The following is a 25,603-nucleotide window of genomic DNA, read 5'->3' as shown; positions in this document are numbered from 1 at the left end:
GTGCTCTTGATGAAATAGTACCATGAAGCGGGAAGCCTGCCCGTTACCGTTACCGCTCCGCTCCCTCCCCACGGTCGCCGGCCGCTGCCGGTTGTTGGAAAAAATGAGCCGCTTTTTACTGACAAGACGTATTCTGTCGTGGGTGTGTGCTAGGCTGGGGATGGCTCATCGGGAGGTGTGTATGGAATCAGGTCTGGCTGTCGTCGATGTGGAGACCAGCGGCCTCTCTCCCCGCGGGGGAGGGAGGGTGATCGAGGTCGCCGCGGTGCTGCTGCGCGAAGGGAAGGTTGTCGGGGAGTTGGAGAGCCTGCTGCGGGTGAACTGTTCCATCCACCCCGCCGCGGCGCGGGTGCATGGCATAGGGTGGGAGATGCTGCGCCACGCGCCGGAGCCGGAGGACGTCTGGCGCCGGTTCCTGTCATTCGTGGGCCGGCGGCCGCTGGTGGCCCACAACGCCCCCTTCGACATGGGGTTCATCCGCCACGAGCTGGCGCTCTTGGGGCTGCCGCTTGCCAACCGGAGTATCTGCACCCTCAGGATGGCGCGCAGGAGGTTTCCGGAGCTGGCCAGCCACCGGCTGGAAGCGCTGGCCCGTCACCTGTTGGGTAGCATACCGGAGGATTGCCGCCTGCACCGGGCCCTGGGGGACGCACGCCTGGCTGCGCGGGTGTGGCTGGCGATGAATGAACCGTAGGGGCGGTCTCTGTGGCGGTCCGGCTTTTTCCGGTGGTGTCAGTCCGCGGCCCTGATGGTTGCGATGGGGAGGAAGAGGTGCATCGATAGGCCGGGGAGGGGGAGAAAGCCGAAGCGGAGGTAGAACTGGCGGGCCGAGTCGTCCTTGGCATCCACAAACAGTCCGATCACTCCGGTCTGGTCGGCAACGAGAGCCGTACGGTGAATGGCTTCCGCCAGCAGGAGCGCGCCGTAACCCTTTCGCTGTTCCCTGCGCGAGACAGCCAGGCGGGCAAGCCTGACCGCGGGCAAGCCGTGGGAGGGGAATTTCGCTGCCAGACCGGGGGGAAGTTGCTCGGCCCGGAGTTCGCAGAGGGTGAGGGTGAAGAAACCGAGAATGACCGGGCCGCCATCGGTGAGCACGAAGGTGCGGGAGATTCCCTTCTGGTCGTGCTGACGGGCGGTGGTCTTCAGGAAGGCGTTCAGTTCCGGGGTGCCGCAATCAAAACCTGCCCGGTCGTGGCTTCTGTTGAGGAGTGCTATTTCCGGCACAGGGTTTCCCGGCGCTGCTTCATGGCATGCTTCAGGTAGTCGTTGGGTTCGGGCGGGTTTTCCATGATGGCGAACAGGGCCTCCGCGGTGGTCGCGGACAGTTGCATCACCCGTTCCCGCTCCAGGATCGCGTCGGCTTTTTCCAGGGCGGACTGGACGATGAACTGGTTCAGCGTCGCGCCGACGGTTCGGGCGGCTTCAGAGATTTTCTCATAGACTTCCGGCGTCATACGGGCCGGAATCCGTTCTACGGCTGCTGTGCGTGTCATGGGTCACCTCCATGGGAGAAGCATACTGGAATGGCGCCAAAATGACAACTTTAGTCTGTTCCGGGAGCGGGTGTGGATCAGGTTGAAGGTTTGAAAAAATTATTAAAATACGTTTTTTGTCAAGGATGGCGTGGTAGGGTGGGAGGCTGTCGGGGGATGAGGGGCGTAGGGGCGAACCTCGCGTGGTCGCCCGGTTTGGGATGATGTGTGGAAGGGTATTACAGGTATTGGGGGAAGGTGGAGAGGAATGGGGAGCGGTATCATCTGTTGGCTTATCATTGTCTGGATGTGGCGGCGGTGGGAATCTTATGGACAAAAAATTATCACTGATATGGGCAAAAACGGGAATGAACGGTGATGGAACGTGGCATCCTCTTATTTTCCATATGCTTGATGTTGCGGCCTGTGCCGATGCGATTCTGGCGCGTGAACCGGATTCCACTCGTATCAGGATTGCGGCGATTCTGGGGTTGGAGTGGGAGATTGCCCGAGCGTGGATTTTGCTTGTGGTCGCTTGTCATGATCTAGGTAAGGCCTGTCCTGGTTTCCAGTGCAAATGGGAAAACATGACGGGGATAGATACGGGTCGGAGTCCAAATACGGATATCAATCACGCATATGTAAGCCAAATCGCTTTGACGGAAATTTTGCTGGAAAAGGGCTGGCCGGATGAACTGGCGGAGTTGGTAGCTGATGCTGTAGGGTGCCACCATGGGAATCGAGCTTCATCAATTAGACTGAATTACTTGTCTGGCGACAGGCGCGCCATTGGTAAGGGTGACTGGACACAAGCGCGCCTTGGGTTGGTTGATGCTGTACTGAATGTTTTCATGCCGGTCCAAAACCCGGTCAAGCAGACTCTTTCCGGTCCCGACTTTATGTTGCTGTCGGGACTGACCAGTTTTGCCGACTGGATCGGCTCCAATGAAGAATGGTTCCCCTTCGGAGGCGCTGAAGAGTGTGGGGATTTACCTGGATGGTTTCAAAAGCGCAGGCACAATGCTGATCTGGCCTTGGACGCAATCGGTTGGGAACCCAGGACACCACTTTCATCAGAGCCAAAGTCATTCCAGCAGGTTTTTGATTTTGTTCCCCGCCCCTTGCAGCAAGCTGTTGCAGATGTATTGGTTGGTTTAAGCGAACCCGCCATTATCCTCGTGGAAGCCCCCATGGGTGAGGGCAAAACCGAGGCAGCCTTCTTCGCGCATCTGGAACTGCAAAGGCGATTCGGTCATCGCGGCTTGTATGTGGCATTGCCGACAAAGGCCACCGGCAATGCCATGTTCAAACGAACCATCAAATTCATACGCAGTCAAGGAACGCATCGAAAACTTGATCTGCAATTGTTGCATGGCGGAACCCTGCTCAATGACACCTTCCAGAACCTGCGCCTTTCAGGTATTCACGATCCGGAAACGGGTGGCGATATACGCGCGGGAGAATGGTTCACAAACAAGAAGCGGGCGCTGCTCTCGGAATACGGTGTGGGAACGGTGGATCAGGCTCTTCTGCCAATTTTGCCGGTGCGCCACAATTTTGTCCGTTTGTGGGGGCTTGCCAATCGTGTGGTGGTATTCGATGAAATCCACGCCTACGACGCCTACACCGGTACTTTGCTGATTCACCTGCTGCGCTGGCTCCTGGCCTTGGGTTCGTCGGTGGTACTTCTCTCCGCAACCCTTCCGCCCTCCATTCGACGGAAGTTGGCGGATGCGGTCTCTGCTGATTTACCCGCTCAAGAAACGCAATATCCGCGCCTTTCCGTGTTCTGTCCCGGCAAAGAAGTGAATCAAATACATTTCGAGGCCGATCCTGGCCGTCGCCTTACTTTGCGTTTGGTAGGGCTACCTTCGGATTTGCCAAGCATCCACAATGCATTGGTAGTGCATCTTGCCGGTGGCGGAATGGGGCTTGCCCTGCTCAATACGGTGCAACGAGCCCAAGACCTGTATCGACTTTTTTCTGAAGGGGAAGCGATGGAGTACGAAGGCCATCGTGTCGGTAAACGCTTGTCAGATGGCACCGAGGTGTTTCTTTTTCATGCCCGTTTTCCGGTTGACCGCCGTCAAAAGCGGGAGGACCAGGTACTGAAGGCCTTTGGGCAGAGTGGATGCCGGGATGAACGAAAGATTCTCATTGCCACCCAGGTAGCGGAACAGAGTCTTGACCTGGACTTTGACCTGATCGCAACCGATTTGGCGCCAATTGACCTCGTGCTCCAGCGAGCGGGGAGATTGTGGAGGCATGCGCGGAGCTTCAGGCCTGTTGAAGAACCTGTTCTTCTCGTTGCGGGGCTGGCGGGAGACGAACCGCCATCATTCGAGAAACCGTTGTGGTGGGGCTCTGTGTATCGTGAAGACCTGCTCTTGAGCACCTGGTGTCTTTTGCATACGAAACAGAATATAACTCTCCCGGACGAGATCGACTCCTTGGTTCAAGCGGTGTACGAAGAACAGGTCGATATCCCCGAGTTCCTGGCAGAACGGATGAATTGCGCGATTTTTGCTGAGGGCAAGGCCATATCCGAGCGCCAACAAGCCAATATGGCTATTATCGGATTCCCGGATGATGCCTCATGGAAGGAGGTCAAATTCGAGAAAGCCGATGAAGACGAGCCAGGATTGCATCGGAGCCTGGTTGCCCAGACCCGATTGGGGGAACCGTCTGTAATGGCGATCCCGATTTTTTCAGCTGACGAATTTGACCCGGCAAAAGAACTCACGTTCGATCTTAGTAAGGATTTTTTTCTGCGAGCCGTAAATCTTTCGCGTAAGGGTGTGGTCAAGAAGCTTCAGAAACGGGGAGTGCCGGAGGGGTGGAAAAAATCGTCCCTCTTGCGCAACTGTTTTCCGCTTGTCCTGGATGCAGAGGGACGATGGACTGAAGATGCAATGGTGCGACTGGATGATGATCTGGGGCTGGTATACCAATCAAAGGAGGCCGAATGAGTCGATTCAACCTGATTGATGAGAAATGGATCCCGGTGAGATTCCCCGACGGAGCTCGTGAAGAATTGGGTATCCGCGATACGTTACTTCGATCCAAGGAAATCGCTGCCATTGAGGATCCTTCACCCCTGGTGGTGGCAGCCTTACACCGCTTTCTGCTTGCAGTCCTGTACCGCGCTCTTGAAGGGCCAACGGACATAGACCAGGCCAAGATCCTGTTTTTGTCAGGGTTGCCTGGTCAAAGAATAACGGCCTACCTGGAAAAGTGGCGTGAGCGGTTCTGGTTGTTTGATGAGAAATATCCGTTTGGGCAAAATCCCAATGTCTCGAGAGATGAGATCGAGCCATGGACCAAGCTCACTGCTGAATACAACGCAACATCAAACAAAGTTCTCTTTGATCATACCAATACGAAAAATCCAGGTGCGAGGGAGCCAAAGGAGTGTGCTCGTTGGCTGCTCTCAACTATGACATTTTCAATTTCTGGCGGTAGAGGCTATTACCCTTCGCCATCACCGAATGCAATGATGTGTATTCCATTGGGTCGTAATTTTCACGAAACGCTTTGTTATTGTCTAGTTCCGTACCCGAATAGGAATGTGATGTCTGGTGATTCGACATTATGGGAACGTGAGCCAAAGGCGCTACCACTGAACACTCCAAAACAGATGGCAACTGGCTATGCAGATCTTTATACATGGCAATCCAGGATGATCCGCCTTGAGGAGCAGCCTACTGGCGAGGTGTCAATGATGAGATTTGTTGCCGGACAGGGCTTTGAGAACCCGTCAAGCACACCTGATCCCATGCACCCATATAAGCTTGAGAAAAACAAAGGAATACTGCCTGTCCAGTTCAGAAAGGATCGTGGAGTATGGAGGGATTTCGACTCGTTACTTCCTGACAGCAGTGAGCTTGCACCGATAACAATTCAGAATGCAGTTAAATTGGCAGGGAAGAATATGAACTATCTGCCAGAATCGGTTTTGATACTTGGTTTAAAATATGAGCCTCCAAATGCAAATTTGGAATTTTGGAGAATGGAGTGTTTATCTCTTCCAAAGGCACTGGCGGGAGACCGGTTCATTCGGACAGATATTCGGCAGTTTCTTGCGGATGCAGAGGAGGCACAAAAGACCCTTTGGACGGCATGCAACTCATTTGCACGAGATTTGATAAGCCGAGGAGACAAAAGGCCGGTAAGCAAGAAGGACATTAGCGACTTTGTGGAACAGATGCCGGTAAGTTCTGTGTACTGGTCCACTCTCGAATCCTGCTTTCACAAGATTCTGAGCGACTACAATCTGGAGCGGGACCCTGAGGATATTCGCTGCCAATGGTTGAAGTTTGTTCGGGACGCGATGAGGACAGCGTGGAAGCAGCACACTTCTTCAGTCTCCACTGGCGATGCCTGGGCTATCCGTGCCCTCGTGAAGGCCGAAAGACCGGTTCTGCGCAAACTGAAGGAGCTTAACGATGAGATTTCGAAACTCGAACCAAGTAAGGAGAAGTTATGAGCGGATTCATTGAATGGCTGGAGGGCTTGAATGAAAAAGATACCAAGGTCCGCGCAGTGCTACGGAGAAGTCTCGCTTTCACCCCCGGATTTCATGTGCCGGCTTACCCCTACATCGAACCTTTTATAAAGAATGAAAGCAACTCTTGGCGGAGGGAAATGTTTTATCTGGTTGCCGGTCTCTGGGCGGCGCATTGGCGAGAGGACCGAAAGGGGCAACCGGAATCTCTCGGGAAGGCGTGTGCAAGGTATCAGGCTGCAAGTGGTTCCACCAGTACCGAAAACCGCTTTATTTCCTTGCTGGATGCCGATACGGACCAGTTGCCACACCGCCTGCGCCAAATGATCGCGCTTCTCAAGGAGCAATCCATCGATTTCGAAGAGCTGTTGACGGGCCTTTTGTACTGGAACGATGAGCAAAAACGAACTCAGAATGGGTGGGGTCGTGATTATTACAGGAACCTGAACAACGAAACGGACACAGTACATCATAACGATAAGGAGATTAGTGAATGAAAACAATTGTCGAGATACATGTCCTGCAGAACTTTGCCCCGTCAAACCTGAACAGAGATGATACCGGGGCTCCCAAAGACGCTCTCTTTGGGGGAACCCGCCGTGCACGTGTTTCCAGCCAATGTCTCAAGCGCTCAGTCCGGGAGTATTTCAAGGATCAAAACAAAGGTTGGGTAGCTGACAGGACGAAACGGGTGGTCTATGCCCTCAAAGAGCGCATATCTCCTGTATTGGAGTCTCAGAAGGACTTTTCAGAAGACAATTTGCTCAAAGCAATCGAAGTTGCTGTCTCAAACCTTGGAAGCAATAAAAAGGTTAAGGTTGATAAAGAGAAAAAATCAGATGTGTTGCTTTTCTTGAGTCCCAAAGAAATTGATGCCCTTGCACAGGTTGTTGCAGAATCATATGCAGATCTTCTTAAAACAAAACTTTCTGATCAGGTAGTCAGAAATCTGAACGATGCCATTGATGGTGAAAACAAATCGCGCTTGAGCGTGGATGTTGCCTTGTTTGGGCGTATGTTGGCCGTAATGCCAGAGAAGAACCAGAATGCCGCTTGCCAGGTTGCCCATGCCATTTCAACCCATGCTGTCGAGCGCGAATTTGATTTCTATACCGCTGTGGACGATCTTAAACCCGAGGATACGGCCGGGGCCGATATGATGGGTACGGTGGAATTTAATTCAGCCTGTTTTTACCGGTATGCAGTGGTTGACTGGGAAAAACTCCTGGTAAATTTGCAGGCTGACGAAGCATTGGCGACCAAGGGTCTCAGGGCTTTTCTGGAAGGTTTTGTCGTTGCTGAGCCAACCGGCAAGCAGAACACCTTTGCCGCCCATAACCCACCTGAGTTTGTTGCGGTCACCGTGCGTCGCAATGCGGCTCCCCGCAACCTGGCCAATGCATTTGAAACGGCAGTCCGCGTGAGAAAGGATGAGTCTCTGACCAGAAAGTCAGCTGAAGGGCTGGCCAATAAGGCCAAGGCGCTGCAGTCTGCCTTTGGTGGTGATGAAAAGACATTTGTTCTTAATCTCGCTGAGGCCACTATCGATGGATTCGGTATCGTGATGCCAACGCTCAATGATCTTCTCGACAAGGCCCTGTTGGCTGTGCAGGAGTGACCTATGCCCACATTATTACTTCGTCTGGTGGGCCCCATGCAGTCGTGGGGTACCACCAGCCGTTTTGACCAACGTGATACCGGGAAGGAACCGAGCAAATCCGGGGTTGTCGGACTTCTGGCCGCTGCCTTGGGAATTGACCGCGAGAACTGGGTGGATCTGGAACCGCTCACCTGTCTGGCCATGGGGGTTCGCCATGACAGGCCGGGCGTGCCCAAGCGCGACTATCAAACAGCGGGATGCGCCTCAACAGATACCATCATCAAGGCAGATGGAACGCAGGCCAAGGGCGGCGGTGTTGTTTCTCAGCGTTTCTACCTTGCCGACGCGGCTTTTCTGGTGGGTTTGGAATGCGATGATAATTGCTTGCTGGAACGGATTCATGTCGCTCTGCATAATCCTTTCTGGACTTTGGCCTTGGGGCGTAAATCATATGTGCCATCCGAGTCTATCTGGATAGTGGATGGAGTACGGGATGCTCCGCTTCTCGAAACGTTAAAACGCTATCCATGGATAGCTTCGAGCCGAAGTCGGGAAGAACCGCCAGAAAGGCTTTTGGTCTCCATTGAGTCTGATGATGGTGCGGGTGTACTCAAGATGGATCAGCCCTTGTCTTCATTCGCCGAACGGCGCTTCGGTGCTCGGTTCGTGCGTTCGGAATGGATTCCTTTTCCTCAGGAGGTGGCCAGTGTTCCTGAGTAGACTGCGCTTGAATTTGCGATGCCGGGAGGCTCGGCGGGATCTTTCCAACCCGTATCAGCTACATTCAACGCTCTGTCGTGCATTCAGTCCGCCAGAGACGAAATGCCCCAAAGGCGAGTTTTTATGGCGTCTAGAGCCGGAAACAGATTCTTCCGGTTATCCGAGAATCATTGTGCAGAGCAGGAATATTCCGGATTGGGGTGGTGTTGGAGTCAATGGCTGGATACAACAGGCCGATCCGGCAATTGATTTGAAGGAACGGCTCAAACTCGATTTATTAAAGGCTGAACAGCGTTTTCGCTTCAGGCTGCGTGCTAATCCCTGCGTAACCAAAAACGGTAAGCGTCTTGGGTTGTTGAAACAGGATGAGCAGGAAAAATGGCTTAAACGAAAAGGGGCTCAGCATGGTTTTTGCTTGCCGGAATTTCTTTCATTCGACTATTACGAATCATCAGAAGATCGGATAGACGTAAGGATTTCACAGGAGCAAATGCTGAGTGACAAGCAACATTCAGATAATTCAATTCGGGTTTTTTCGGTGCTCTACGATGGAATCCTTACTATTACCGAACCGGAGATGTTCAAGATTGCCCTGAAAACTGGCATTGGCCACGGCAAGGTTATGGGTCTTGGGCTTTTGTCAGTGGTCCCAATTTTTTGACTCATCTGAACCGGTCCGGCAAAAGGCTTTGGCTGTTGGTCTGATGCTCGTCCGGTGGGTATGAAATCCTTCTTTGACCTTCCTTTGAAGTATGGGGTCTTTCTGTCGAGTTTTGTTGCTCATCAAGGGCCGTTTAGAGGGGGAAAAGTTGGTGGCTGTTTAATGAATGAAATAGCTCAATTATTTTGAGGAAATAGAGGAAGTGTGTTCCCCGCATGCGCGGGGATGAACCGCAATGGACTACTCCCTATAATGGTGGGTATCTGTGTTCCCCGCATGCGCGGGGATGAACCGTAGCAAAAACGCACCTCGTGGGCCTACTCTGGGTGTTCCCCGCATGCGCGGGGATGAACCGCCCATTGGTCAGGAGACAGCGCCACAGATCGAGTGTTCCCCGCATGCGCGGGGATGAACCTCGGAGACGAAACCGACCACCATCAGGAAGTTCGTGTTCCCCGCATGCGCGGGGATGAACCGAAAGCACTACGTCTGAAATACGGGCTTACTCTGTGTTCCCCGCATGCGCGGGGATGAACCCCCGGCTTTACCCCCAGGCGCGCGGCGATGGTCGTGTTCCCCGCATGCGCGGGGATGAACCCGGACATCATGGAGGCCGAACACCTGCTCAAGGGTGTTCCCCGCATGCGCGGGGATGAACCGGGTGTTATTATTTGGGCTATTTATACGGTACTGTGTTCCCCGCATGCGCGGGGATGAACCGTAAAAACACATCGGCTTTGTAACACGTAACCAGTGTTCCCCGCATGCGCGGGGATGAACCGAACTCGGAAGGAAAACCCAACGGCAGTTTTTAGTGTTCCCCGCATGCGCGGGGATGAACCGTTGCCCACCTGCATGTCCCCGAAAAGTTGAGCGTGTTCCCCGCATGCGCGGGGATGAACCGGACCGATCCAGAGTTGGCGAAATCGGACCATTGTGTTCCCCGCATGCGCGGGGATGAACCGTTGGCGGCGACGATGGCGGCTACCAGTTCAAAGTGTTCCCCGCATGCGCGGGGATGAACCGCGCCTGTAGGTAATAATGATGTATTCATGTAAGTGTTCCCCGCATGCGCGGGGATGAACCGTCCATCCCTGATATCCTACTGTCTGCTACACAGTGTTCCCCGCATGCGCGGGGATGAACCGTCCCGCCCACAGAGCGGCACCAGTCAGTAAATGTGTTCCCCGCATGCGCGGGGATGAACCGAACGCGAGATGGCAGCGCCATTGGCCTTGAGAGTGTTCCCCGCATGCGCGGGGATGAACCGCCAATCCATATAACGAATCGATATAACATGAAGTGTTCCCCGCATGCGCGGGGATGAACCGATTGTTGATAGTCGGCGTTGTCGCAACGTAACGTGTTCCCCGCATGCGCGGGGATGAACCGGTCTTCCACGGCGACACCACCAAGGACGACATGTGTTCCCCGCATGCGCGGGGATGAACCGCTGGGTCAGGACCTGGCCGACCTGATGGACACGTGTTCCCCGCATGCGCGGGGATGAACCGACGCCTGATCATGGAATGAAGCAAGAACCAGAGTGTTCCCCGCATGCGCGGGGATGAACCGGTGTTTTAGTTGGGTTGACTGATCGCGTTTCTGTGTTCCCCGCATGCGCGGGGATGAACCGATCACCCTCACCGGCACCGATCTCTGGACCGAGTGTTCCCCGCATGCGCGGGGATGAACCGGTGGATGTTGCGCTCGGCACGGGTATAGCGAAGTGTTCCCCGCATGCGCGGGGATGAACCGACCAAACAACGTAGAAACCATTGACCGCAAGGGTGTTCCCCGCATGCGCGGGGATGAACCGCGGGTGCTCCGAAAATCGGTCAACCGCTCACCGTGTTCCCCGCATGCGCGGGGATGAACCGTGCTGGAAAACTACGCCCGCCCCATACAGGGGGTGTTCCCCGCATGCGCGGGGATGAAGTACGAATATTTTTTAGTTCCTGGTGTGTCCGTGGGTGTTCCCCGCATGCGCGGGGATGAACCGTCCGCCGCGTGTGTCCGGGGGATGCTGGAGAGGTGTTCCCCGCATGCGCGGGGATGAACCGGTGAGGTTTTCGTGATCAAGCGGTTGCTGGAAGTGTTCCCCGCATGCGCGGGGATGAACCGGTCTTTCAGGCATGATTTGCGCGATTTCAAACGTGTTCCCCGCATGCGCGGGGATGAACCGTCAGGTGCGGCGGCTATCAAATGGGCGTTTGCGTGTTCCCCGCATGCGCGGGGATGAACCGAGGATGTTACGGGCGATCCCATAGCCACATACGTGTTCCCCGCATGCGCGGGGATGAACCGCAGTATTCTCCTACAATGGCGATGATTCGCGAGTGTTCCCCGCATGCGCGGGGATGAACCGCTGTCCTCTCTCGTTGAGAACTCTTCTGTCAGGTGTTCCCCGCATGCGCGGGGATGAACCGGGGTCAACGGCTTAGCCGAGGCACCGTCCTCCGTGTTCCCCGCATGCGCGGGGATGAACCGGTAAATTTAAAGGAGAAATTGCTAGGATTATAGTGTTCCCCGCATGCGCGGGGATGAACCGGATGGCAAACATGGCGACAGCATACGCAGCAGGTGTTCCCCGCATGCGCGGGGATGAACCGACGTTTCCGGAATTGGCACCGAGGCGACCAGGGTGTTCCCCGCATGCGCGGGGATGAACCGGCGGTTTCTTTCTTTCTTTTGGTTAAAGGTTTGTGTTCCCCGCATGCGCGGGGATGAACCGTCGCTTCCAGGGTTCCCCAGGTTGAGCCGGGGGTGTTCCCCGCATGCGCGGGGATGAACCGATGTTGCAGCCGGGCTAGGAATTGACGTTGTTGTGTTCCCCGCATGCGCGGGGATGAACCGCGGGGGCTTGAGAACGAGATGACCAAGGGCCAGTAGGGGCGGCCCCATGTGGCCGCCCCCCATGGGGCCCCTCCCCACATGGCCGCCCGCTGTTCCCCATACGCACTTTTCGAACAAAAACCGGGCACTCACATGGAAACAAAAACCGGGCACCCACATGGGGGTACCCCTACGTATTTTATGTATTCGGAGACGAGAACATGGCCGAACCAATTCTTCCTCCCCTGAAACCGCTCCCCATCAAGGACCGCATCTCGGTGATCTATGTGGAGCGTGGCAACCTGGATATCCTTGACGGGGCGTTCGTGGTGGTGGATGCCACCGGCGTGCGTACCCACATACCCATCGCTACGGTGGCCTGCCTGATGCTGGAACCGGGGGCGCGGGTGTCACATGCGGCCGTTGTGCTGGCGGCGCGGGTAGGGTGCCTGCTGGTCTGGATCGGAGAGGCCGGGGTGCGGTTGTACGCGGCGGGACAACCGGGAGGGGCTCGTTCCGATCGGTTACTGTACCAGGCCAAGCTGGCTCTGGACGATACGGCCCGGCTCAAGGTGGTGCGCAAGATGTACGCCCTGCGCTTCAAGGAGGAACCGCCTGAACGGCGCAGCGTGGAACAGTTGCGCGGAATCGAAGGGGTGCGGGTGCGCAAGATGTACGAACTGCTGGCCCGCCAGTACGGTGTGGAGTGGAAAAACCGTAATTATGATCATAGCGAATGGGGGAGCGGCGACCTGCCCAACCGCTGTCTCTCGTCGGCCACCGCCTGTATTTACGGTATCTGTGAGGCCGCCATTCTGGCGGCGGGGTATGCGCCTGCCGTGGGGTTCATTCACACCGGCAAGCCGCAGTCTTTTGTCTACGATATCGCCGATATCTTCAAGTTCGAGACGGTGGTGCCGGTGGCTTTCCGTGTTGCCGCCAAAAAGCCGCGCAACCCGGAGCGGGAGGTGCGGCTGGCTTGCCGGGATTCGTTCCGCCAGACCAAACTTTTGCAGCGGATTATCCCCACCATTGAGCAGGTGCTGGCCGCTGGTGAAATGGAGCTGCCCAAGGCGCACGAGGAGGCGGTTGCGCCGGCCATACCCAACAAGGAGGGGATCGGGGATGCTGGTCATCGTGGTTGAGAACGTACCGCCCCGCCTGAGGGGACGGCTGGGGCTGTGGCTGGTGGAGGTGCGTGCCGGTGTGTATGTGGGCAAGGTCTCGCGTCGGGTACGGGAGATGATCCGGGACAACCTGGAGCAGGGGGTAGATGAAGGAAGCGCAGTCATGGCATGGAGCAGCAACACCGAGTCGGGGTTTGATTTCCTGACCATGGGCGCCAACCGACGGATTCCGGTTGAGATGGACGGCATCAAGCTGGTATCGTTTCTGCCGGAGGATGCGGCAACGACCTCGTAGGGGCGGCCCCATGTGGCCGCCCTATGTTGTTGCCCCATGTGTCCGCCCTGTCTTTTCGTGTCATCGCGGATATACAAAACCGGGCACCCACACGGAAACAAAAACCGGGCACCCACACGAAGACATAACCGGGCACCCACATGGGGGTGCCCCTACGGGAATGGTAACCTGGAATTGGGATGGGGGGACGAACGCAAGGTTCGCCCCTATGGAGGGGCAATGACCTATAACCCGGATATTCATCATCGTCGTTCCATTCGCCTGAAGAGTTACGATTATTCCTCCATTGGCGCGTATTTTGTTACCGTGTGCGTGCAGGGGCGGGCATGCCTGTTGGGCGAAATCGCCGAGGAGCGCATGCTGTTGAACGACGCGGGGCGGATGGTGGAGGGGTGGTGGTTGAAAATTCCGGACCGGTTCCCGCAAATGGCACTGGAGGGATACGTGGTCATGCCCAATCATTTTCACGGGATCGTCACTATTGTCGTGCCGGAACATAACATGCCTCCGTGTGGGGAAGGGTGCGCCGGATACCCATACGGGGGCAAAACCGGGCACCGGCACGAAGGCAAAACCGGGCACCGACATGGGGGTGCCCCTACGGTGGGGGATGTGATGGATTGGTTCAAGACCATGACGACCAACGCGTATATCAGAGGGGTGAAACAATCGGGGTGGTCCCCGTTCGCCGGCCGTCTGTGGCAGCGCAATTATTACGAACGGATTATCCGCAACGATGCGGAATTAGCCGCCATCCGGGAATACATCGATGCCAATCCCGCGCAATGGCATAACGACGACCAATATCCCCCGTAGGGGCGGCCCCGTGTGGCCGCCCTATGTGGCTATGAGGTCACCCTATGTGTTTGCCCCGTTTTTTCGTATCATCGCGGATATAATAACCGGGTCACCACACGAAGACAAAACCGGGCACCCACATGGGGCAATAACCGGGCACCCACATGGAAACAAAAACCGGGCACCCACATGGGGGTGCCCCTACGGATGGGATTGATCATGAACTTCCTCTTCCACCTCTACCTCTCCGGAAACGACCCGCAGCTTCTGACCGGTAACCTGATGGGGGATTTCGTCAAGGGCAGGATCGGCGACGACTACCCGCCCCGCCTGCGCAACGGCATCGTGCTGCACCGCAGGATCGATTCCTTTGCCCAGAACCATCCCCTGTTCCGGCAGAGCAGACAGCGCATCGATCCCTGTTTTGGCCTCTGGCGCGGCGTGCTGGTGGACATGTTCTACGACCACCTGCTGGCTGACGAGTGGCAGAACTGGTCGCCGGAACCGCTCCAACTGTATCTGGCGCGGGCGCGGGGCATGGTGGAGGCCAACCGCATCCATCTGCCGGAGAGGCTGGCCTCCCTGGTGCCGCTGATCTTCGAAGCCCTGCTCCCCTCCTACGTCGGCCTGGAGGGGGTCGCCCGGGCGCTTGAGCGCATGTCGGCCAGGGTCAGGCGCCCCAACCCGCTGGCAGGGGGCGCGCCTGAACTGGAAAAAAATATCACCGGACTGAGGGATGATTTTCGGGAATTTGTGCCCCAGGTTCAACGGGATGTGTGCCGTTTTCTGGCAGAGTGGTCGTCTGACTACCGTATTTAGTGCTTGACAGGAGTTGTTCACACAAAATGTGGATAACTTTTTAACAACTCTGTGACGGGGTGTGGATAACCTGTTTATCGGTAACCCATCTAACCGTAATACAGTCCCTTTTGTTTTCGCTTCATCGGATTGCACAATTATTGCACAAATCCCCCGCCCTCATCCCGCGACCCCGGTTATGATCCCGGCCCCGCTGGGCAGCTCCAGCTCCAGCCTGCGTATATCCCTCACCCCCGCCTCTGCCAGCATCCTGCTCAGCTCCCCCTGGGAGTAGGATTGCCCCTCGGTCGTGTTGACCAGCATGTTCAGGGAGAAGAGGGCCGGGAAGAGCGGTGCGGTGCGGCTGTCCTCCAGGATGAACTCCTGCACCAGCACCAGCCCCCCCGGCAGGAGCGCCCTGACCCCCTTCTTCAGGATCGCTGCGGCGGAGGCCGGGCCCTCGCCGTGCAGCAGCTGGGATACCCAGAGCACGTCGAAGCCGCCAGCAATGGGGTCGCTGGTGATGTCCCCGGCCTGGAAGCTGATGCGTTCCGCAAGGCCGGCGTTGGCCACCGTCCGCTCGGCAATGGGGCGGGTGCTGGGCAGGTCAAAGACCACCGCCCGCAACTGCGGATTGTGGCGGCAGAAGTGGATGGCGTAGGTGCCGGGGCCGCCCCCCAGGTCCAGGAGCCTCTTCCTGGCTGACAGGTCGATGGCGGGGGTGATCAGCGGGGCGGACTGGTTGGCCATGTTGAACATCCCCATCAGGAAGCTCTCCCTGACGCTGTCGTCCTGGCTGTGGGAGGGGCCGGACCAGGTGGGGCGGCCGTTTCTGACCGCCTGGTCCAGTCTGGTCCAGCCATCCATCAGGTGGTGGTGATGCAGGATGATGTGCCCCAGGTAGCGCTCCGATTTTTTTGAAAGGTAGTCGGCGCTGAAGGGGGTGGCCTCGTAGCGCTCCCCCTGTTTGGCCAGCAGTTCCAGGCCGGCTAGGGCGTCCAGCAGCATGGTGATGCCGCGCAGGTCGCAGTCGGTGGCGCGGCCGATCTCCCCGGCCGTGGCGGGGGCTTCCGCCAGTTTGGTGAACAGGTCCAGCTTGACGCCGGCATGCAGCGCGCAGCTGCTCCAGTATGCTCCGGACAGTTTCAGCAGTTCCCCTGGGGTCATGGTGCTCCTCCTGTGTTGTCTTGTGTGTGCTGTTTCAGCATACATGGTACCATCCGCTGCGCCGCTGTCGATGGATGGGCTATTTCCTTGACAGCGGCGCGGCCGGCTGAATAATATTGGCCGCTGCACGTTCCCACGCCCCGCGAGAGCCGATGAAACCTATCTGCACACGATTCTTCCCCTTCCACTACGGTTGGGTGATCATCGCCACCGGCGCCCTGGTCATCTTCTCCTGTCTGGGACTTGCCCGCTACGCCTACGCCATGCTCCTGCCCGGCATGCAGGCCGCTCTCGGTCTCTCCTACCAGCGCTTGGGTCTGATCGGCACCGCCAACTTCAGCGGCTATCTGGCGGCCGTGCTGGTCACTCCCCGCCTGGCGCGGCGGCTGCGGCCGCGCCCCCTGATCGCCCTGGGGCTGATGCTGATCAGCCTGAGCATGATAGCCATCAGCCGCTGCCACGGCTTTGTCCCCATCCTCTGCCTGTACACCCTGGCCGGGGTCGGCGGCGGCTTTGCCAATATCCCCATGATGGCGCTGGTGACCTTCTGGTTCCGCTCCCCCCTGCGCGGCAGGGCCGCCGGCCTGGTTCTGTGCGGAAACGGCTGCGGGCTGATCTTCTCCGGCGCCCTGATCCCCCTGCTCAACCGCTGCTACGGCGCCGATGGCTGGCGCGTCGGCTGGCTGGTTTTGGGGCTGGTCTCCCTGGCCATCGCCGCCATCGCGGCCCTGTTCTTGCGCAACAGCCCTGCCGGGATGGGGCTGGAGCCGGTGGGCCGCCCCCTGCCTGCCTCCCCCGCGCAGCTGATCCCCCGGGAGCGGGTCGGCGACGGCGCCCTGCTGGTACGCCTCGGCCTGCTTTATCTGCTCTTCGGCGCCACCTTCATGGTCTATGGCACCTTCATCGTCACCTCCATGATCAGGGAGTACGGCTTCAGCGAGGCCAGGGCGGGGCTGTACTGGTCCTGGGTCGGCATGTTCAGCCTCTTCTCCGGGGTCGGGTTCGGAAGCCTGTCCGACCGCATCGGCCGCGGGCCGGGGCTGGGGCTGGTCTTTATCCTGCAGAGCGCGGCCTATCTGCTTGCCGGCCTGCAGCTGGGCCCGGGCGCGCTGTTCCTCTCCATCCTGCTCTACGGCCTGGCGGTGTTTGCCATCCCCGCCATCATGACCGCCGCCGTGGGGGACTACCTGGGGCTCTCCCGGGCAGCCGGTGCCCTGGCCACGGTGACCGTCTTCTTTGCCGCCGGCCAGACCATTGGCCCGGCCGGCGCGGGTCTCCTGGGGGGGGCGTGGGGCGGATTCGCCCCGGCCTACCTGCTCTGCTCTCTCCTGACCGCGGTGGCCGCCCTGCTGGCGCTGCGGCTTCCCCCGCCGCCCGAGGGCTGATCTCCCCTGGGGGCGGCGGCCCCCGTCTTTGTCGGGCGGTGCGGCTGTAACTATGCGACCGGCAAGCGAATGGCCCCGCTCTGCCACGGTGGCCAGCCCCTTTTCCTCTTTACATTCCGGCGCTAATTATTTATTGTTCAACATTACACTTTCGAGCACCCCAGAGCATATCCAAGGATTTCATGGACATCAGCAGACTCCGTAATTTTTCCATCATTGCCCACATTGACCACGGCAAATCAACGCTGGCCGACCGACTGCTGGAGTTTACCGGCGCCCTTTCCCAGCGGGAGATGCAGAACCAGTTCCTCGACAAGATGGACCTGGAGCGTGAACGGGGCATCACCATCAAGGCCCAGACCGTGCGGCTCACCTATCGCGCCGATGACGGCAACGACTATGTGCTCAACCTGATCGACACCCCCGGTCACGTGGACTTCACCTACGAGGTATCCCGCTCCCTGGCCGCCTGCGAGGGGGGGCTCTTGGTGGTTGACGCCTCCCAGGGGGTGGAGGCCCAGACCCTGGCCAACGTCTACCTGGCCCTGGACATCAACCTGGAGGTCTTTCCGGTCCTGAACAAGATCGATCTTCCGGCCGCTGACCCGGAGCGGGTCATTCAGGAGATCGAGGAGATCATCGGCATCGATGCCCATGACGCCGTCCTGGCCAGCGCCAAGGAGGGGATCGGCACCCACGAGATCCTGGAGGAGATCGTCAAGAAGATCCCGCCCCCTAAAGGCGATGCGTCGGCTCCGCTAAGAGCGCTTCTGTTCGACTCCTGGTACGACCAGTACCAGGGGGTGATCATCCTGGTGCGCATCTTCGACGGCACCCTCAAAAAGGGGGACCGCATCCAGCTCATGGCCACCAGGAGCTCCTTCGAGGCGCTCAAGGTGGGCGTGTTCGCCCCCACCATGGTGGAGACTCAGCAGTTGGCTGCCGGCGAGGTCGGTTTCGTCATCGCCGGCATCAAGGAAGTGGCCGACGCCAAGGTGGGTGATACGGTCACCCTGCAGCACCGCCCCTGTTCCTCCGCCCTGGAGGGGTTCAAGGAGGTTAAGCCGATGGTCTTCTCCGGCCTGTACCCCATCGACACCGTCCAGTACGAGCAGCTGCGTGATGCCCTGGCCAAGCTCAAGCTGAACGATTCCTCCTTCTCCTATGACCCGGAGACCTCCCTGGCCCTGGGCTTCGGCTTCCGCTGCGGCTTCCTGGGTCTGTTGCACATGGAGATCATCCAGGAGCGCCTGGAGCGGGAGTTCGGCCTGGACCTGATCACCACCGCGCCCACGGTTGTCTACCGCGTCCACCGGGTCACCGGCGAGGTGCAGAGCATCGAGAGTGCCAACCAGATGCCCGAGCTGCAGCATGTGGAGTACCTGGAGGAGCCCTTCATCCTGGCCCACATCCATGTGCCCAACGAGTTCGTGGGCGGGGTGCTGGCCCTGTGCGAGGACAAGCGCGGCGTGCAGCGGGAGATCAAGTACCTGACCCAGAACCGGGTCATGATCATCTACGAGTTGCCGCTGAACGAGATCGTGCTGGACTTCTACGACCGCCTCAAGTCCATCACCAAGGGGTATGCCTCCCTGGATTACGAGCACCTGGACTACCGCAAGAGCGACCTAGTGCGCATGAACGTCATGATCAACGGCGAGGTGGTTGATGCCCTCTCCTTAATCCTGCACCGGGACAAGGCCTACTACCGCGGACGGGACCTGGTCTCCAAGATGAAGGAGCTGATACCGCGCCAGATGTTCGAGGTTGCCATCCAGGCGGCCATCGGCAACAAGATCATCGCCCGCGAAACGGTCAAGGCCATGCGCAAGGACGTGCTGGCCAAGTGCTATGGCGGCGACATCACCCGCAAGCGCAAGCTTTTGGAGAAGCAGAAGGAAGGCAAGAAGCGCATGAAGAACGTGGGCAACGTGGAACTGCCCCAGGACGCCTTTCTGGCGATTCTCAAAGTGGAGTAGCGGGTCACAGCCAAAGAAAACAGTCAGGCGATTTGCGCATAGCTCGCGCGCCTCCGCCCCAAGAGGAAGCAACATGCAAGAAAAAGTGGAAGCAGCTCAGAACGCTACCGTTCGGGAGGCTGAACAGGTCGTGAAAAAGAAGAGTATCGTCCGCGAATATGCCGAGTCCATCATCATCGCCCTGCTCCTGGCGCTGGTCATCCGCACCTATCTGGTGCAGGCCTTCAAGATCCCCTCCGGCTCCATGGAGGACACCTTGGCCATCGGCGACCATCTGCTGGTGAGCAAGTTCATCTACGGCACCAAGATTCCCTTCACCGATTCCCAGATCATCAAGGTTCGCGACCCCCGCCAGGGGGACGTGATCGTGTTCGAGTATCCCGAAGATCCCAGCAAGGACTTCATCAAGCGGGTGGTCGGCACCCCGGGTGACGTTGTGGAGGGGAGGGACAAGAAGGTCTACGTGAACGGCAGGCTCTACCGGAACCCCCACGAGGTCCACAAGGAGCGGGAGATCATCCCCAAGGAGATGAACCCCCGGGACAGCTTCGGCCCGGTGACCGTGCCGGCCAACTCCTATTTCGTCATGGGGGACAACCGCGACCGCTCCTACGACAGCCGCTTCTGGGGTTTCGTTTCCCGCGACAAGATCAAGGGGCTGGCCTTCATCAAGTACTGGTCCTGGGACCGGGAGACGTTCCGGCCGCGCATGGGCAGCATTGGCACGCTGATCGACTGATCGCGGCAAGCCGGGCAGGGGACCCGCTCCCTTCCGCCTTGGTATGCGCCGCGAGTTCAACCTGAAAACGCGCTTCAGGTTCCCGCGTTTTGGGTTCAGATACACTTATAATTACATTGAATGGAGAAGATAATGGAGACTCTGGGTAGCTGGAAACGCACACAGTACTGCGGCGAACTGACCGGCCGGCATATCGGCCAGGAGGTGATTCTGATGGGGTGGGCCCTGCGCCGCCGCGACCATGGCGGGCTGATCTTCATCGACCTGCGCGACCGCGAGGGGATCGCCCAGGTCGTCTTCGACCCCGAGGTCAATGGTCAGGCCCACGCCATTGCCGAGACCGTGCGCAGCGAGTTTGTCCTGGCAATCAAGGGAGAGGTGATTCCCCGCCCCGCGGGAACGGTCAACCCCAACATGAAGACCGGCGAGGTGGAGATCAGGGTCAGCGAATGCAAGCTGCTCAGCCGCTCCAAGGCGCTCCCCTTCATGCTGGACGAGTTCAGCGAGGTCAACGAGAACATCCGCCTCAAGCACCGCTACCTTGACCTGCGCCGGCCGCAGCTGCAGCAGAATCTGATCCTGCGCTCAAAGGTTTCCCAGCTCACCCGCAGCTACCTGACCGACAACGGCTTTCTGGAGATGGAGACCCCCTTCCTGACCAAGTCCACCCCCGAGGGGGCCCGGGACTTCCTGGTGCCGTCGCGCATCAACCAGGGCTCTTTCTACGCGCTGCCCCAGTCTCCCCAGATCTTCAAGCAGATCCTAATGATCTCCGGCTTCGACCGCTACTTCCAGGTGGTGCGCTGCTTCCGTGACGAGGACCTGCGCGCCGACCGCCAGCCGGAGTTCACCCAGATCGACTGCGAGATGTCCTTCATCGACCGCGAGGACATCATCGCCGTGATGGAGGGGCTGATCGCCACCGTGTTCAAGCAGGCCAAGGGGGTGGATGTGCAGCTCCCCATCCAGCACATCACCTATGACGAGGCCATCCGCCGCTTCGGTGTGGACAACCCCGATCTCCGCTTCGGCATGGAGCTGTGCCAGTTGACCGACATCGTCAAGGGGTCCGGTTTCAAGGTCTTCGCCGATACCGCCGCCAAGGGGGGGATCGTCAAGGGGATCAACGCCAAGGGGTGCGCCCGCTTCTCCCGCAAGGAGATCGACGACCTGACCGAATTCGTCAGGATCTACGGCGCCAAGGGGCTGGCCTATGTCAAGATCGAGAACAATGAGTGGCGTTCCCCCATCGCCAAGTTCTTCACTCCGGAGGAGATCGGCGCCATGAACGAGGCTTTCGGCGCCGAGGAGGGGGACCTGCTCTTCTTCGTGGCCGACAAGCCCAAGGTGGTCAACGATTCCCTGGGCAAGCTGCGCAACCACTTGGCCTCCCTGCTCAAACTGACCAGCAATGACGACTACCGCTTTGTCTGGGTGACCGAGTTCCCCCTCCTGGAGTGGGACGACGAGGATAAGCGCTGGGCAGCAGTGCACCATCCCTTCACCGCCCCCATGGACGAGGACCTGCCGCTCCTGGAGAGCGACCCGGGGCGCTGCCGCGCCAAGGCCTACGATCTGGTGCTGAACGGCAACGAGATCGGCGGCGGCTCCATCAGGATCCACCAGGAGCAGGTCCAGTCGCGCATGTTCGAGCTTCTGGGCATGTCCGACGAATCCGCGCGCTCCAAGTTCGGCTTCCTGCTGGATGCCCTGGAGTTCGGCACCCCCCCCCATGGCGGCATCGCCTTTGGCCTGGACCGCCTGATCATGCTGATGACCGGCAGCGAATCCATCCGCGACGTGATCGCCTTCCCCAAGACCCAGAAGGGAGCCTGCCTGATGTCCGAGGCGCCTTCGCGGGTGGAGACCAAGCAGTTGCGCGAACTGGGGATCAGGCTGGCGGAAAAGCAGGTCTAGGCCGCAATTCCATGAGCCGCCGGCCCCTCGCCATAGCGCTCCTGGTCGGCTCCCTGCTGGTCTCCTGCGCTGCACCGGCGCCCACCTGGCGCACCCAGGCGGCCTCCATGGTCAACGAACTGGATCAGCAGAAAGCCCAGCGTCTCATGCCCCAGGAGTACCAGAGCCTGCTGGAAACCTTCGAACATGGCGAGGCGGTGTTCTATGTCCGCAGGAAGGACAACGAGGCCGACGCTTATTACCTGCTGGTTCTCCAGAAGGGTGCGGTCCTGCGGGAAAACCTGCGCCTGCTGAAGGAACGCCTGCTGGCCGAGGAGCGTAAACGGGCCGCCGAAGAGGCGGCCCGCCTTGAAGAGGAGCGTCTGGCGCGGGAGGCTGCCGAGGCGGTTGAGCGGCAGCGCCGGCAGGAGCAACTCAAGGCGGCGGCGGAGGCGCGGGCGGCCCAGGCCGCCAGGACGCACACCCAGGTGCGGGAGCGGGAACTGTCGCCCCCCCAGCCGTCGGCCTACACGGTGCGTCGCGGCGAAACCCTTCCCCAGATCGCAGCCCGTCCCGAAATCTACGCCGATGCGTCGCTCTGGCCCCTGCTCTACCGTGCCAACCGTGACCAGATCCGCGACCCCAAACGTCTCTGGCCCGGCCAGGTACTCAGGATCCCCCGCCGCTTCTCCCGTGACGAGGCCCTGGAGGCCAAGCGCTTTTCCTCTAGGCACTGATACGGTTCCCTCACCCTTTACCCCTTACCCCCCCCCGCCATTGGTCCGTCTCGTCCCTATTGACTGCCCTCTCATCTCTGCCGTTTCTCTCTGCTATCCCCCGTGGTCTGCCGGTGTGACTGCCGGTTCATGCCGGGCCGACGCCGGCCTGCCGTTGTGGGCGTTGCACTGGATGTTACGCCCGGGTGTAAATCTATAACTAACCGTCATTGCACGTTAATTCAGGTTTTTTGCGAACAGGTGCCATTTTGGGGCGAACTGTGTAAAAAACAAACACAGGCGGGTAATTCTATTCTTGCCATCCATGGGTTGTTGGTTTATAGTGAGTCGTTCGATTTTACCTAATCTAGGAGGAAACAGTATGTCGCGTAAAAAGATTGCACTTATCGGCGGTGGACAAATCGGTGGCGTTCTTGCTCAGCTCTGCGCTCTGCGTGAGCTCGGCGATGTTGTTCTCTTTGACGTTGTTGAAGGCCTTCCCCAAGGCAAGACCCTGGATATCTCCGAGGCAGCGCCGGTGGACAATTTCGACGTCTGCCTGAAGGGCGCCAACTCCTATGAAGAAATCGCCGGTTCCAACGTGATCATCATCACCGCCGGTCTGCCCCGCAAACCGGGCATGAGCCGCGACGACCTGATCGCCACCAACTCCAAAATCATGACGTCGGTTGCCGAAGGCATCAAGAAGCATGCTCCCGACGCATTCATCATCTGCATCTCCAACCCGCTGGACGCCATGGTTACCCTCTGTCAGAAAGTCACCGGCTTTCCCAAAAACCGCGTCATGGGTATGGCCGGCGTGCTGGATTCGGCCCGCTTCGCCGCCTTCATCGCCTGGGAGCTGGGTGTTTCCGTGAAGGATGTCACCGCCATGGTCATGGGCGGCCACGGCGACGACATGGTGCCTCTGATCCGTTATGCCAACGTGTTCGGTATCCCGGTCATGGCTCTGCTTGAGAAGAAATACGGCAGCGCCACCAAGGCCAAGGAAGTCATGGACGCCATGGTCAAGCGCACCGCCGGCGCCGGCGGCGAAGTTGTCGGCCTGCTCAAGACCGGTTCCGCATTCTACTCCCCGGCTTCTTCGGCCATCTGCATGGCAGAAGCGATCCTGCGCGACCAGAAACGCGTCCTGCCGGTGTGCGCACTGCTGGAAGGCGAGTATGGCGTCGACGGCTACTATGTCGGCGTTCCCTGTATCCTCGGTGCCAATGGTGTAGAGAAGATCGTTGAAATCGATCTGGACGAGACCGAGCAGGCCCTGTTCAACAGCTCCGTTTCCCACGTAAAAGAGCTGGTTGACAGCCTGAAGTAATCCCGTTGTTCCCGGCGTCGCGGTGGTGGCAATCGCTCTGCCACCGCGACGCAATTCTCGATGAACATCAGTAGAAACGCAACGACCGCCCCCCGTCCCATTCACACAAGGATTCAGAAACCCGAAGAGTTGTAGTCGCTTGCGAGGGAAGTTCCGTCTTCTCCCCGTAACCGGGTATCTGTGTCCAACGAGCCCAACGCCGGCAAGTGGAGCAGCCTAGATGGTGAACGTACCGCCCAGAATCGAAATTAACCACGCGTACTGCAAGGGGTGTCATATCTGCGTCGAGTTCTGCCCCACCAAGGTGCTGGAGATGAGGGGAATAGTTGTCGCGGTCAAAAAACCGGAAGCATGCATCGCCTGCATGCAGTGTGAATTGCGCTGTCCAGACTTTGCCATCAAAGTCATCGTGGATACGAACACGGGGAGGAACTGAGCGGTGGCGAAACGAGTTGCATTCCTTCAGGGTAATGAGGCCGCCGCCTTCGGTGCGCTCTATGCCGGTTGCGATTTCTTTGCCGGCTACCCCATAACCCCTGCCACCGAAGTCTCAGAGGTTCTCTCCGTCGAGCTTCCCAAGGTGGGGGGCAAGTTTATCCAGATGGAAGACGAGATCGGCGCCATGGCCGCCTGTCTGGGGGCGGCGCTGACCGGCTCCAAGGTGCTGACCGCCACCTCCGGCCCCGGCTTTTCCCTGAAGCAGGAGTTGATCGGCTATGGCTGCATCGCCGAGATCCCCTGCGTGATCATCGATGTCATGCGCGGCGGTCCCTCCACCGGTATGCCCACGGGCCCCAGTCAGTCCGATATCATGGCCGCCCGCTGGGGCACCCACGGCGACCATCCCGCCATCTGTCTTGTGCCGGCCTCGGTGCAGGAACTGTTCGAGGAGACGGTGCGCGCCTTCAACCTGGCTGAAACGTACCGCACCCCGGTGATCGTCCTGCCGGACGAGATCATCGCCCACATGCGCGAGCGCATCGTTATTCCCGATGCGGGTGAGCTGGAGGTGATCGACCGCAGGCTCCCTTCCGTTCCTCCCGAAGAGTACAAGCCCTACGACACCAGTTTCGGCGATGTGCCCCCCCTGGCCTCATTCGGTTCCGGCTACCGTTTCCACGTGACCGGTCTGAACAAGATGCAGGACGGCTTTCCCACCACCAAACCTTCCCTGGTCCAGGCCGAGCAGGAACGCCAGATGCGCAAGGTCAATGCCAATGTGGACGACATCGTCACCTACGAGGAGTACCTGCTGGAGGATGCGGAAATCGCCGTCGTTGCCTTCGGGTCCACCTCCCGCTCGGTGCGCTACGCCATCAACGTAGCCCGCGAGCAGGGGATCAGGGCCGGCATGTTCCGCATCAGGACGATCTGGCCCTTTCCCGACCGGCAGATCAGGGAACTTTCCACCAGGGTCAGGGCGATCATCACCCCGGAGATGAATCTGGGCATGTGCACCCAGGAGGTCCAGCGCTGCGTCGAGGGGAGGGTGCCGGTGCAGGGGCTCTTCCGCGTGGACGGTGAACCGATCAACCCCGACCAGATACTCGAAAGCCTTAAAAAGGTTCTCTAAAC

Annotated in this window: 22 protein-coding genes, 1 pseudogene and 1 CRISPR repeat array; of the genes and pseudogenes, 20 read left to right on the top strand and 3 right to left on the bottom strand. The window is 58.8% G+C overall.

Annotated elements, in window-relative coordinates; genetic code table 11:
- Nucleotides 1-181: 181 nt before the first annotated feature.
- Nucleotides 182-694, top strand: coding sequence for a 3'-5' exonuclease (locus PPRO_RS11625; RefSeq protein WP_011736209.1), 513 nt, complete (start codon nucleotides 182-184; stop codon nucleotides 692-694).
- Nucleotides 695-732: 38 nt separating this feature from the next.
- Here PPRO_RS11625 and PPRO_RS11620 read toward each other — a convergent pair whose 3' ends face one another.
- Both PPRO_RS11620 and PPRO_RS11615 read right to left on the bottom strand, forming a co-directional pair.
- On the bottom strand, nucleotides 733-1,224 hold the full coding sequence (locus PPRO_RS11620; RefSeq protein ID WP_011736208.1) for a GNAT family N-acetyltransferase: 492 nt from the start codon (nucleotides 1,222-1,224) through the stop codon (nucleotides 733-735).
- Nucleotides 1,212-1,493: a type II toxin-antitoxin system TacA family antitoxin gene (locus PPRO_RS11615; RefSeq protein WP_011736207.1), complete on the bottom strand. Its 282-nt coding sequence runs from the start codon at nucleotides 1,491-1,493 to the stop codon at nucleotides 1,212-1,214. The genes PPRO_RS11620 and PPRO_RS11615 overlap by 13 nt, the downstream gene beginning before the upstream one ends.
- 207 nt (nucleotides 1,494-1,700) lie before the next feature.
- Here PPRO_RS11615 and PPRO_RS21880 point away from each other — a divergent pair.
- From PPRO_RS21880 to PPRO_RS11565, 11 genes and pseudogenes are all read left to right on the top strand, one after another.
- Nucleotides 1,701-1,796: pseudogene (locus PPRO_RS21880) on the top strand (HD domain-containing protein); the annotation flags it as partial.
- A gap of 5 nt (nucleotides 1,797-1,801) precedes the next feature.
- Entirely contained in the window at nucleotides 1,802-4,441 is a 2,640-nt protein-coding gene (locus PPRO_RS11610; protein ID WP_011736206.1) for a CRISPR-associated helicase/endonuclease Cas3, read from the top strand.
- A complete protein-coding gene (gene casA / locus PPRO_RS11605; RefSeq protein WP_011736205.1) occupies nucleotides 4,438-5,958 on the top strand; it encodes a type I-E CRISPR-associated protein Cse1/CasA in 1,521 nt (506 codons plus the stop codon). Before PPRO_RS11610 ends, casA begins: the two co-directional genes overlap by 4 nt.
- Nucleotides 5,955-6,473 carry a type I-E CRISPR-associated protein Cse2/CasB gene (gene casB, locus PPRO_RS11600; protein ID WP_011736204.1) on the top strand — a complete coding sequence of 173 codons (519 nt, stop codon included), beginning with the start codon at nucleotides 5,955-5,957 and terminating at the stop codon, nucleotides 6,471-6,473. The genes casA and casB overlap by 4 nt, the downstream gene beginning before the upstream one ends.
- Nucleotides 6,470-7,594, top strand: a complete 1,125-nt coding sequence (cas7e, locus tag PPRO_RS11595) for a type I-E CRISPR-associated protein Cas7/Cse4/CasC (protein ID WP_011736203.1) — start codon at nucleotides 6,470-6,472, stop codon at nucleotides 7,592-7,594. Before casB ends, cas7e begins: the two co-directional genes overlap by 4 nt.
- A 3-nt stretch (nucleotides 7,595-7,597) precedes the next feature.
- Entirely contained in the window at nucleotides 7,598-8,296 is a 699-nt protein-coding gene (cas5e, locus tag PPRO_RS11590; RefSeq protein ID WP_011736202.1) for a type I-E CRISPR-associated protein Cas5/CasD, read from the top strand.
- Entirely contained in the window at nucleotides 8,283-8,957 is a 675-nt protein-coding gene (gene cas6e, locus PPRO_RS20220) for a type I-E CRISPR-associated protein Cas6/Cse3/CasE (protein ID WP_011736201.1), read from the top strand. The genes cas5e and cas6e overlap by 14 nt, the downstream gene beginning before the upstream one ends.
- Before the next feature lie 204 nt (nucleotides 8,958-9,161).
- A CRISPR array of direct repeats spans nucleotides 9,162-11,813; the repeat unit is 29 nt; unit sequence GTGTTCCCCGCATGCGCGGGGATGAACCG.
- 200 nt (nucleotides 11,814-12,013) lie between these two features.
- A complete protein-coding gene (gene cas1e, locus PPRO_RS11580) occupies nucleotides 12,014-12,937 on the top strand; it encodes a type I-E CRISPR-associated endonuclease Cas1e (RefSeq protein WP_011736200.1) in 924 nt (307 codons plus the stop codon).
- Complete coding sequence (gene cas2e, locus PPRO_RS11575) at nucleotides 12,918-13,214, top strand: type I-E CRISPR-associated endoribonuclease Cas2e (RefSeq protein ID WP_011736199.1); 297 nt, start codon at nucleotides 12,918-12,920, stop codon at nucleotides 13,212-13,214. The genes cas1e and cas2e overlap by 20 nt, the downstream gene beginning before the upstream one ends.
- 219 nt (nucleotides 13,215-13,433) lie before the next feature.
- Nucleotides 13,434-14,030, top strand: coding sequence for a transposase (locus PPRO_RS11570; RefSeq protein ID WP_011736198.1), 597 nt, complete (start codon nucleotides 13,434-13,436; stop codon nucleotides 14,028-14,030).
- Between the two features lie 189 nt (nucleotides 14,031-14,219).
- Nucleotides 14,220-14,831 carry an acyl carrier protein phosphodiesterase gene (locus tag PPRO_RS11565; RefSeq protein WP_011736197.1) on the top strand — a complete coding sequence of 204 codons (612 nt, stop codon included), beginning with the start codon at nucleotides 14,220-14,222 and terminating at the stop codon, nucleotides 14,829-14,831.
- A 159-nt stretch (nucleotides 14,832-14,990) separates the two neighbouring features.
- Here the strand turns inward: PPRO_RS11565 and PPRO_RS11560 are convergent, their stop codons facing one another.
- The gene (locus tag PPRO_RS11560) at nucleotides 14,991-15,977 is read right to left on the bottom strand and encodes a methyltransferase (protein ID WP_011736196.1); all 987 of its coding nucleotides are present in this window, start codon (nucleotides 15,975-15,977) and stop codon (nucleotides 14,991-14,993) included.
- Between the two features lie 152 nt (nucleotides 15,978-16,129).
- On the opposite strand from PPRO_RS11560, the gene PPRO_RS11555 reads away from it, so the two are divergent.
- The 8 genes from PPRO_RS11555 to PPRO_RS11520 all read left to right on the top strand — a co-directional run bounded on the left by PPRO_RS11555 (nucleotide 16,130) and on the right by PPRO_RS11520 (nucleotide 25,601).
- The gene (locus tag PPRO_RS11555) at nucleotides 16,130-17,362 is read left to right on the top strand and encodes a YbfB/YjiJ family MFS transporter (RefSeq protein WP_011736195.1); all 1,233 of its coding nucleotides are present in this window, start codon (nucleotides 16,130-16,132) and stop codon (nucleotides 17,360-17,362) included.
- 182 nt (nucleotides 17,363-17,544) lie between these two features.
- Nucleotides 17,545-19,341, top strand: a complete 1,797-nt coding sequence (lepA, locus tag PPRO_RS11550; protein WP_011736194.1) for a translation elongation factor 4 — start codon at nucleotides 17,545-17,547, stop codon at nucleotides 19,339-19,341.
- Between the two features lie 73 nt (nucleotides 19,342-19,414).
- Nucleotides 19,415-20,080, top strand: a complete 666-nt coding sequence (gene lepB / locus PPRO_RS11545; protein ID WP_011736193.1) for a signal peptidase I — start codon at nucleotides 19,415-19,417, stop codon at nucleotides 20,078-20,080.
- A gap of 132 nt (nucleotides 20,081-20,212) precedes the next feature.
- Complete coding sequence (gene aspS, locus PPRO_RS11540; protein ID WP_011736192.1) at nucleotides 20,213-21,997, top strand: aspartate--tRNA ligase; 1,785 nt, start codon at nucleotides 20,213-20,215, stop codon at nucleotides 21,995-21,997.
- An 11-nt stretch (nucleotides 21,998-22,008) separates the two neighbouring features.
- The gene (locus PPRO_RS20940) at nucleotides 22,009-22,713 is read left to right on the top strand and encodes a LysM peptidoglycan-binding domain-containing protein (protein WP_011736191.1); all 705 of its coding nucleotides are present in this window, start codon (nucleotides 22,009-22,011) and stop codon (nucleotides 22,711-22,713) included.
- Between the two features lie 361 nt (nucleotides 22,714-23,074).
- On the top strand, nucleotides 23,075-24,028 hold the full coding sequence (mdh, locus tag PPRO_RS11530) for a malate dehydrogenase (protein ID WP_011736190.1): 954 nt from the start codon (nucleotides 23,075-23,077) through the stop codon (nucleotides 24,026-24,028).
- A 220-nt stretch (nucleotides 24,029-24,248) separates the two neighbouring features.
- A complete protein-coding gene (locus PPRO_RS11525; RefSeq protein ID WP_011736189.1) occupies nucleotides 24,249-24,464 on the top strand; it encodes a 4Fe-4S binding protein in 216 nt (71 codons plus the stop codon).
- Nucleotides 24,465-24,467: 3 nt separating this feature from the next.
- On the top strand, nucleotides 24,468-25,601 hold the full coding sequence (locus tag PPRO_RS11520) for a 2-oxoacid:acceptor oxidoreductase subunit alpha (protein WP_011736188.1): 1,134 nt from the start codon (nucleotides 24,468-24,470) through the stop codon (nucleotides 25,599-25,601).
- The last annotated feature ends 2 nt before the right edge of the window (nucleotides 25,602-25,603 follow it).

The organism is Pelobacter propionicus DSM 2379, assembly GCF_000015045.1.
Lineage (GTDB): Bacteria > Desulfobacterota > Desulfuromonadia > Geobacterales > Pseudopelobacteraceae > Pseudopelobacter > Pseudopelobacter propionicus.
This window is presented reverse-complemented; position numbering and strand designations above follow the sequence as displayed.

Excerpts from the sequence above, each read along its gene's own strand:
- PPRO_RS11525 (WP_011736189.1), top strand. The coding sequence starts at position 24,249 with ATGGTGAACGTACCGCCCAGAATCGAAATTAACCACGCGTACTGCAAG.
- PPRO_RS11560 (WP_011736196.1), bottom strand. The coding sequence starts at position 15,977 with ATGACCCCAGGGGAACTGCTGAAACTGTCCGGAGCATACTGGAGCAGC.
- cas1e (WP_011736200.1), top strand. The coding sequence starts at position 12,014 with ATGGCCGAACCAATTCTTCCTCCCCTGAAACCGCTCCCCATCAAGGAC.
- cas2e (WP_011736199.1), top strand. The coding sequence starts at position 12,918 with ATGCTGGTCATCGTGGTTGAGAACGTACCGCCCCGCCTGAGGGGACGG.
- PPRO_RS20940 (WP_011736191.1), top strand. The coding sequence starts at position 22,009 with ATGAGCCGCCGGCCCCTCGCCATAGCGCTCCTGGTCGGCTCCCTGCTG.
- lepB (WP_011736193.1), top strand. The coding sequence starts at position 19,415 with ATGCAAGAAAAAGTGGAAGCAGCTCAGAACGCTACCGTTCGGGAGGCT.
- cas7e (WP_011736203.1), top strand. The coding sequence starts at position 6,470 with ATGAAAACAATTGTCGAGATACATGTCCTGCAGAACTTTGCCCCGTCA.
- casA (WP_011736205.1), top strand. The coding sequence starts at position 4,438 with ATGAGTCGATTCAACCTGATTGATGAGAAATGGATCCCGGTGAGATTC.
- PPRO_RS11610 (WP_011736206.1), top strand. The coding sequence starts at position 1,802 with ATGGACAAAAAATTATCACTGATATGGGCAAAAACGGGAATGAACGGT.
- PPRO_RS11615 (WP_011736207.1), bottom strand. The coding sequence starts at position 1,493 with ATGACACGCACAGCAGCCGTAGAACGGATTCCGGCCCGTATGACGCCG.
- aspS (WP_011736192.1), top strand. The coding sequence starts at position 20,213 with ATGGAGACTCTGGGTAGCTGGAAACGCACACAGTACTGCGGCGAACTG.
- PPRO_RS11625 (WP_011736209.1), top strand. The coding sequence starts at position 182 with ATGGAATCAGGTCTGGCTGTCGTCGATGTGGAGACCAGCGGCCTCTCT.
- PPRO_RS11570 (WP_011736198.1), top strand. The coding sequence starts at position 13,434 with ATGACCTATAACCCGGATATTCATCATCGTCGTTCCATTCGCCTGAAG.
- lepA (WP_011736194.1), top strand. The coding sequence starts at position 17,545 with ATGGACATCAGCAGACTCCGTAATTTTTCCATCATTGCCCACATTGAC.
- mdh (WP_011736190.1), top strand. The coding sequence starts at position 23,075 with ATGTCGCGTAAAAAGATTGCACTTATCGGCGGTGGACAAATCGGTGGC.
- casB (WP_011736204.1), top strand. The coding sequence starts at position 5,955 with ATGAGCGGATTCATTGAATGGCTGGAGGGCTTGAATGAAAAAGATACC.
- PPRO_RS11555 (WP_011736195.1), top strand. The coding sequence starts at position 16,130 with ATGAAACCTATCTGCACACGATTCTTCCCCTTCCACTACGGTTGGGTG.
- PPRO_RS11565 (WP_011736197.1), top strand. The coding sequence starts at position 14,220 with ATGGGATTGATCATGAACTTCCTCTTCCACCTCTACCTCTCCGGAAAC.
- cas5e (WP_011736202.1), top strand. The coding sequence starts at position 7,598 with ATGCCCACATTATTACTTCGTCTGGTGGGCCCCATGCAGTCGTGGGGT.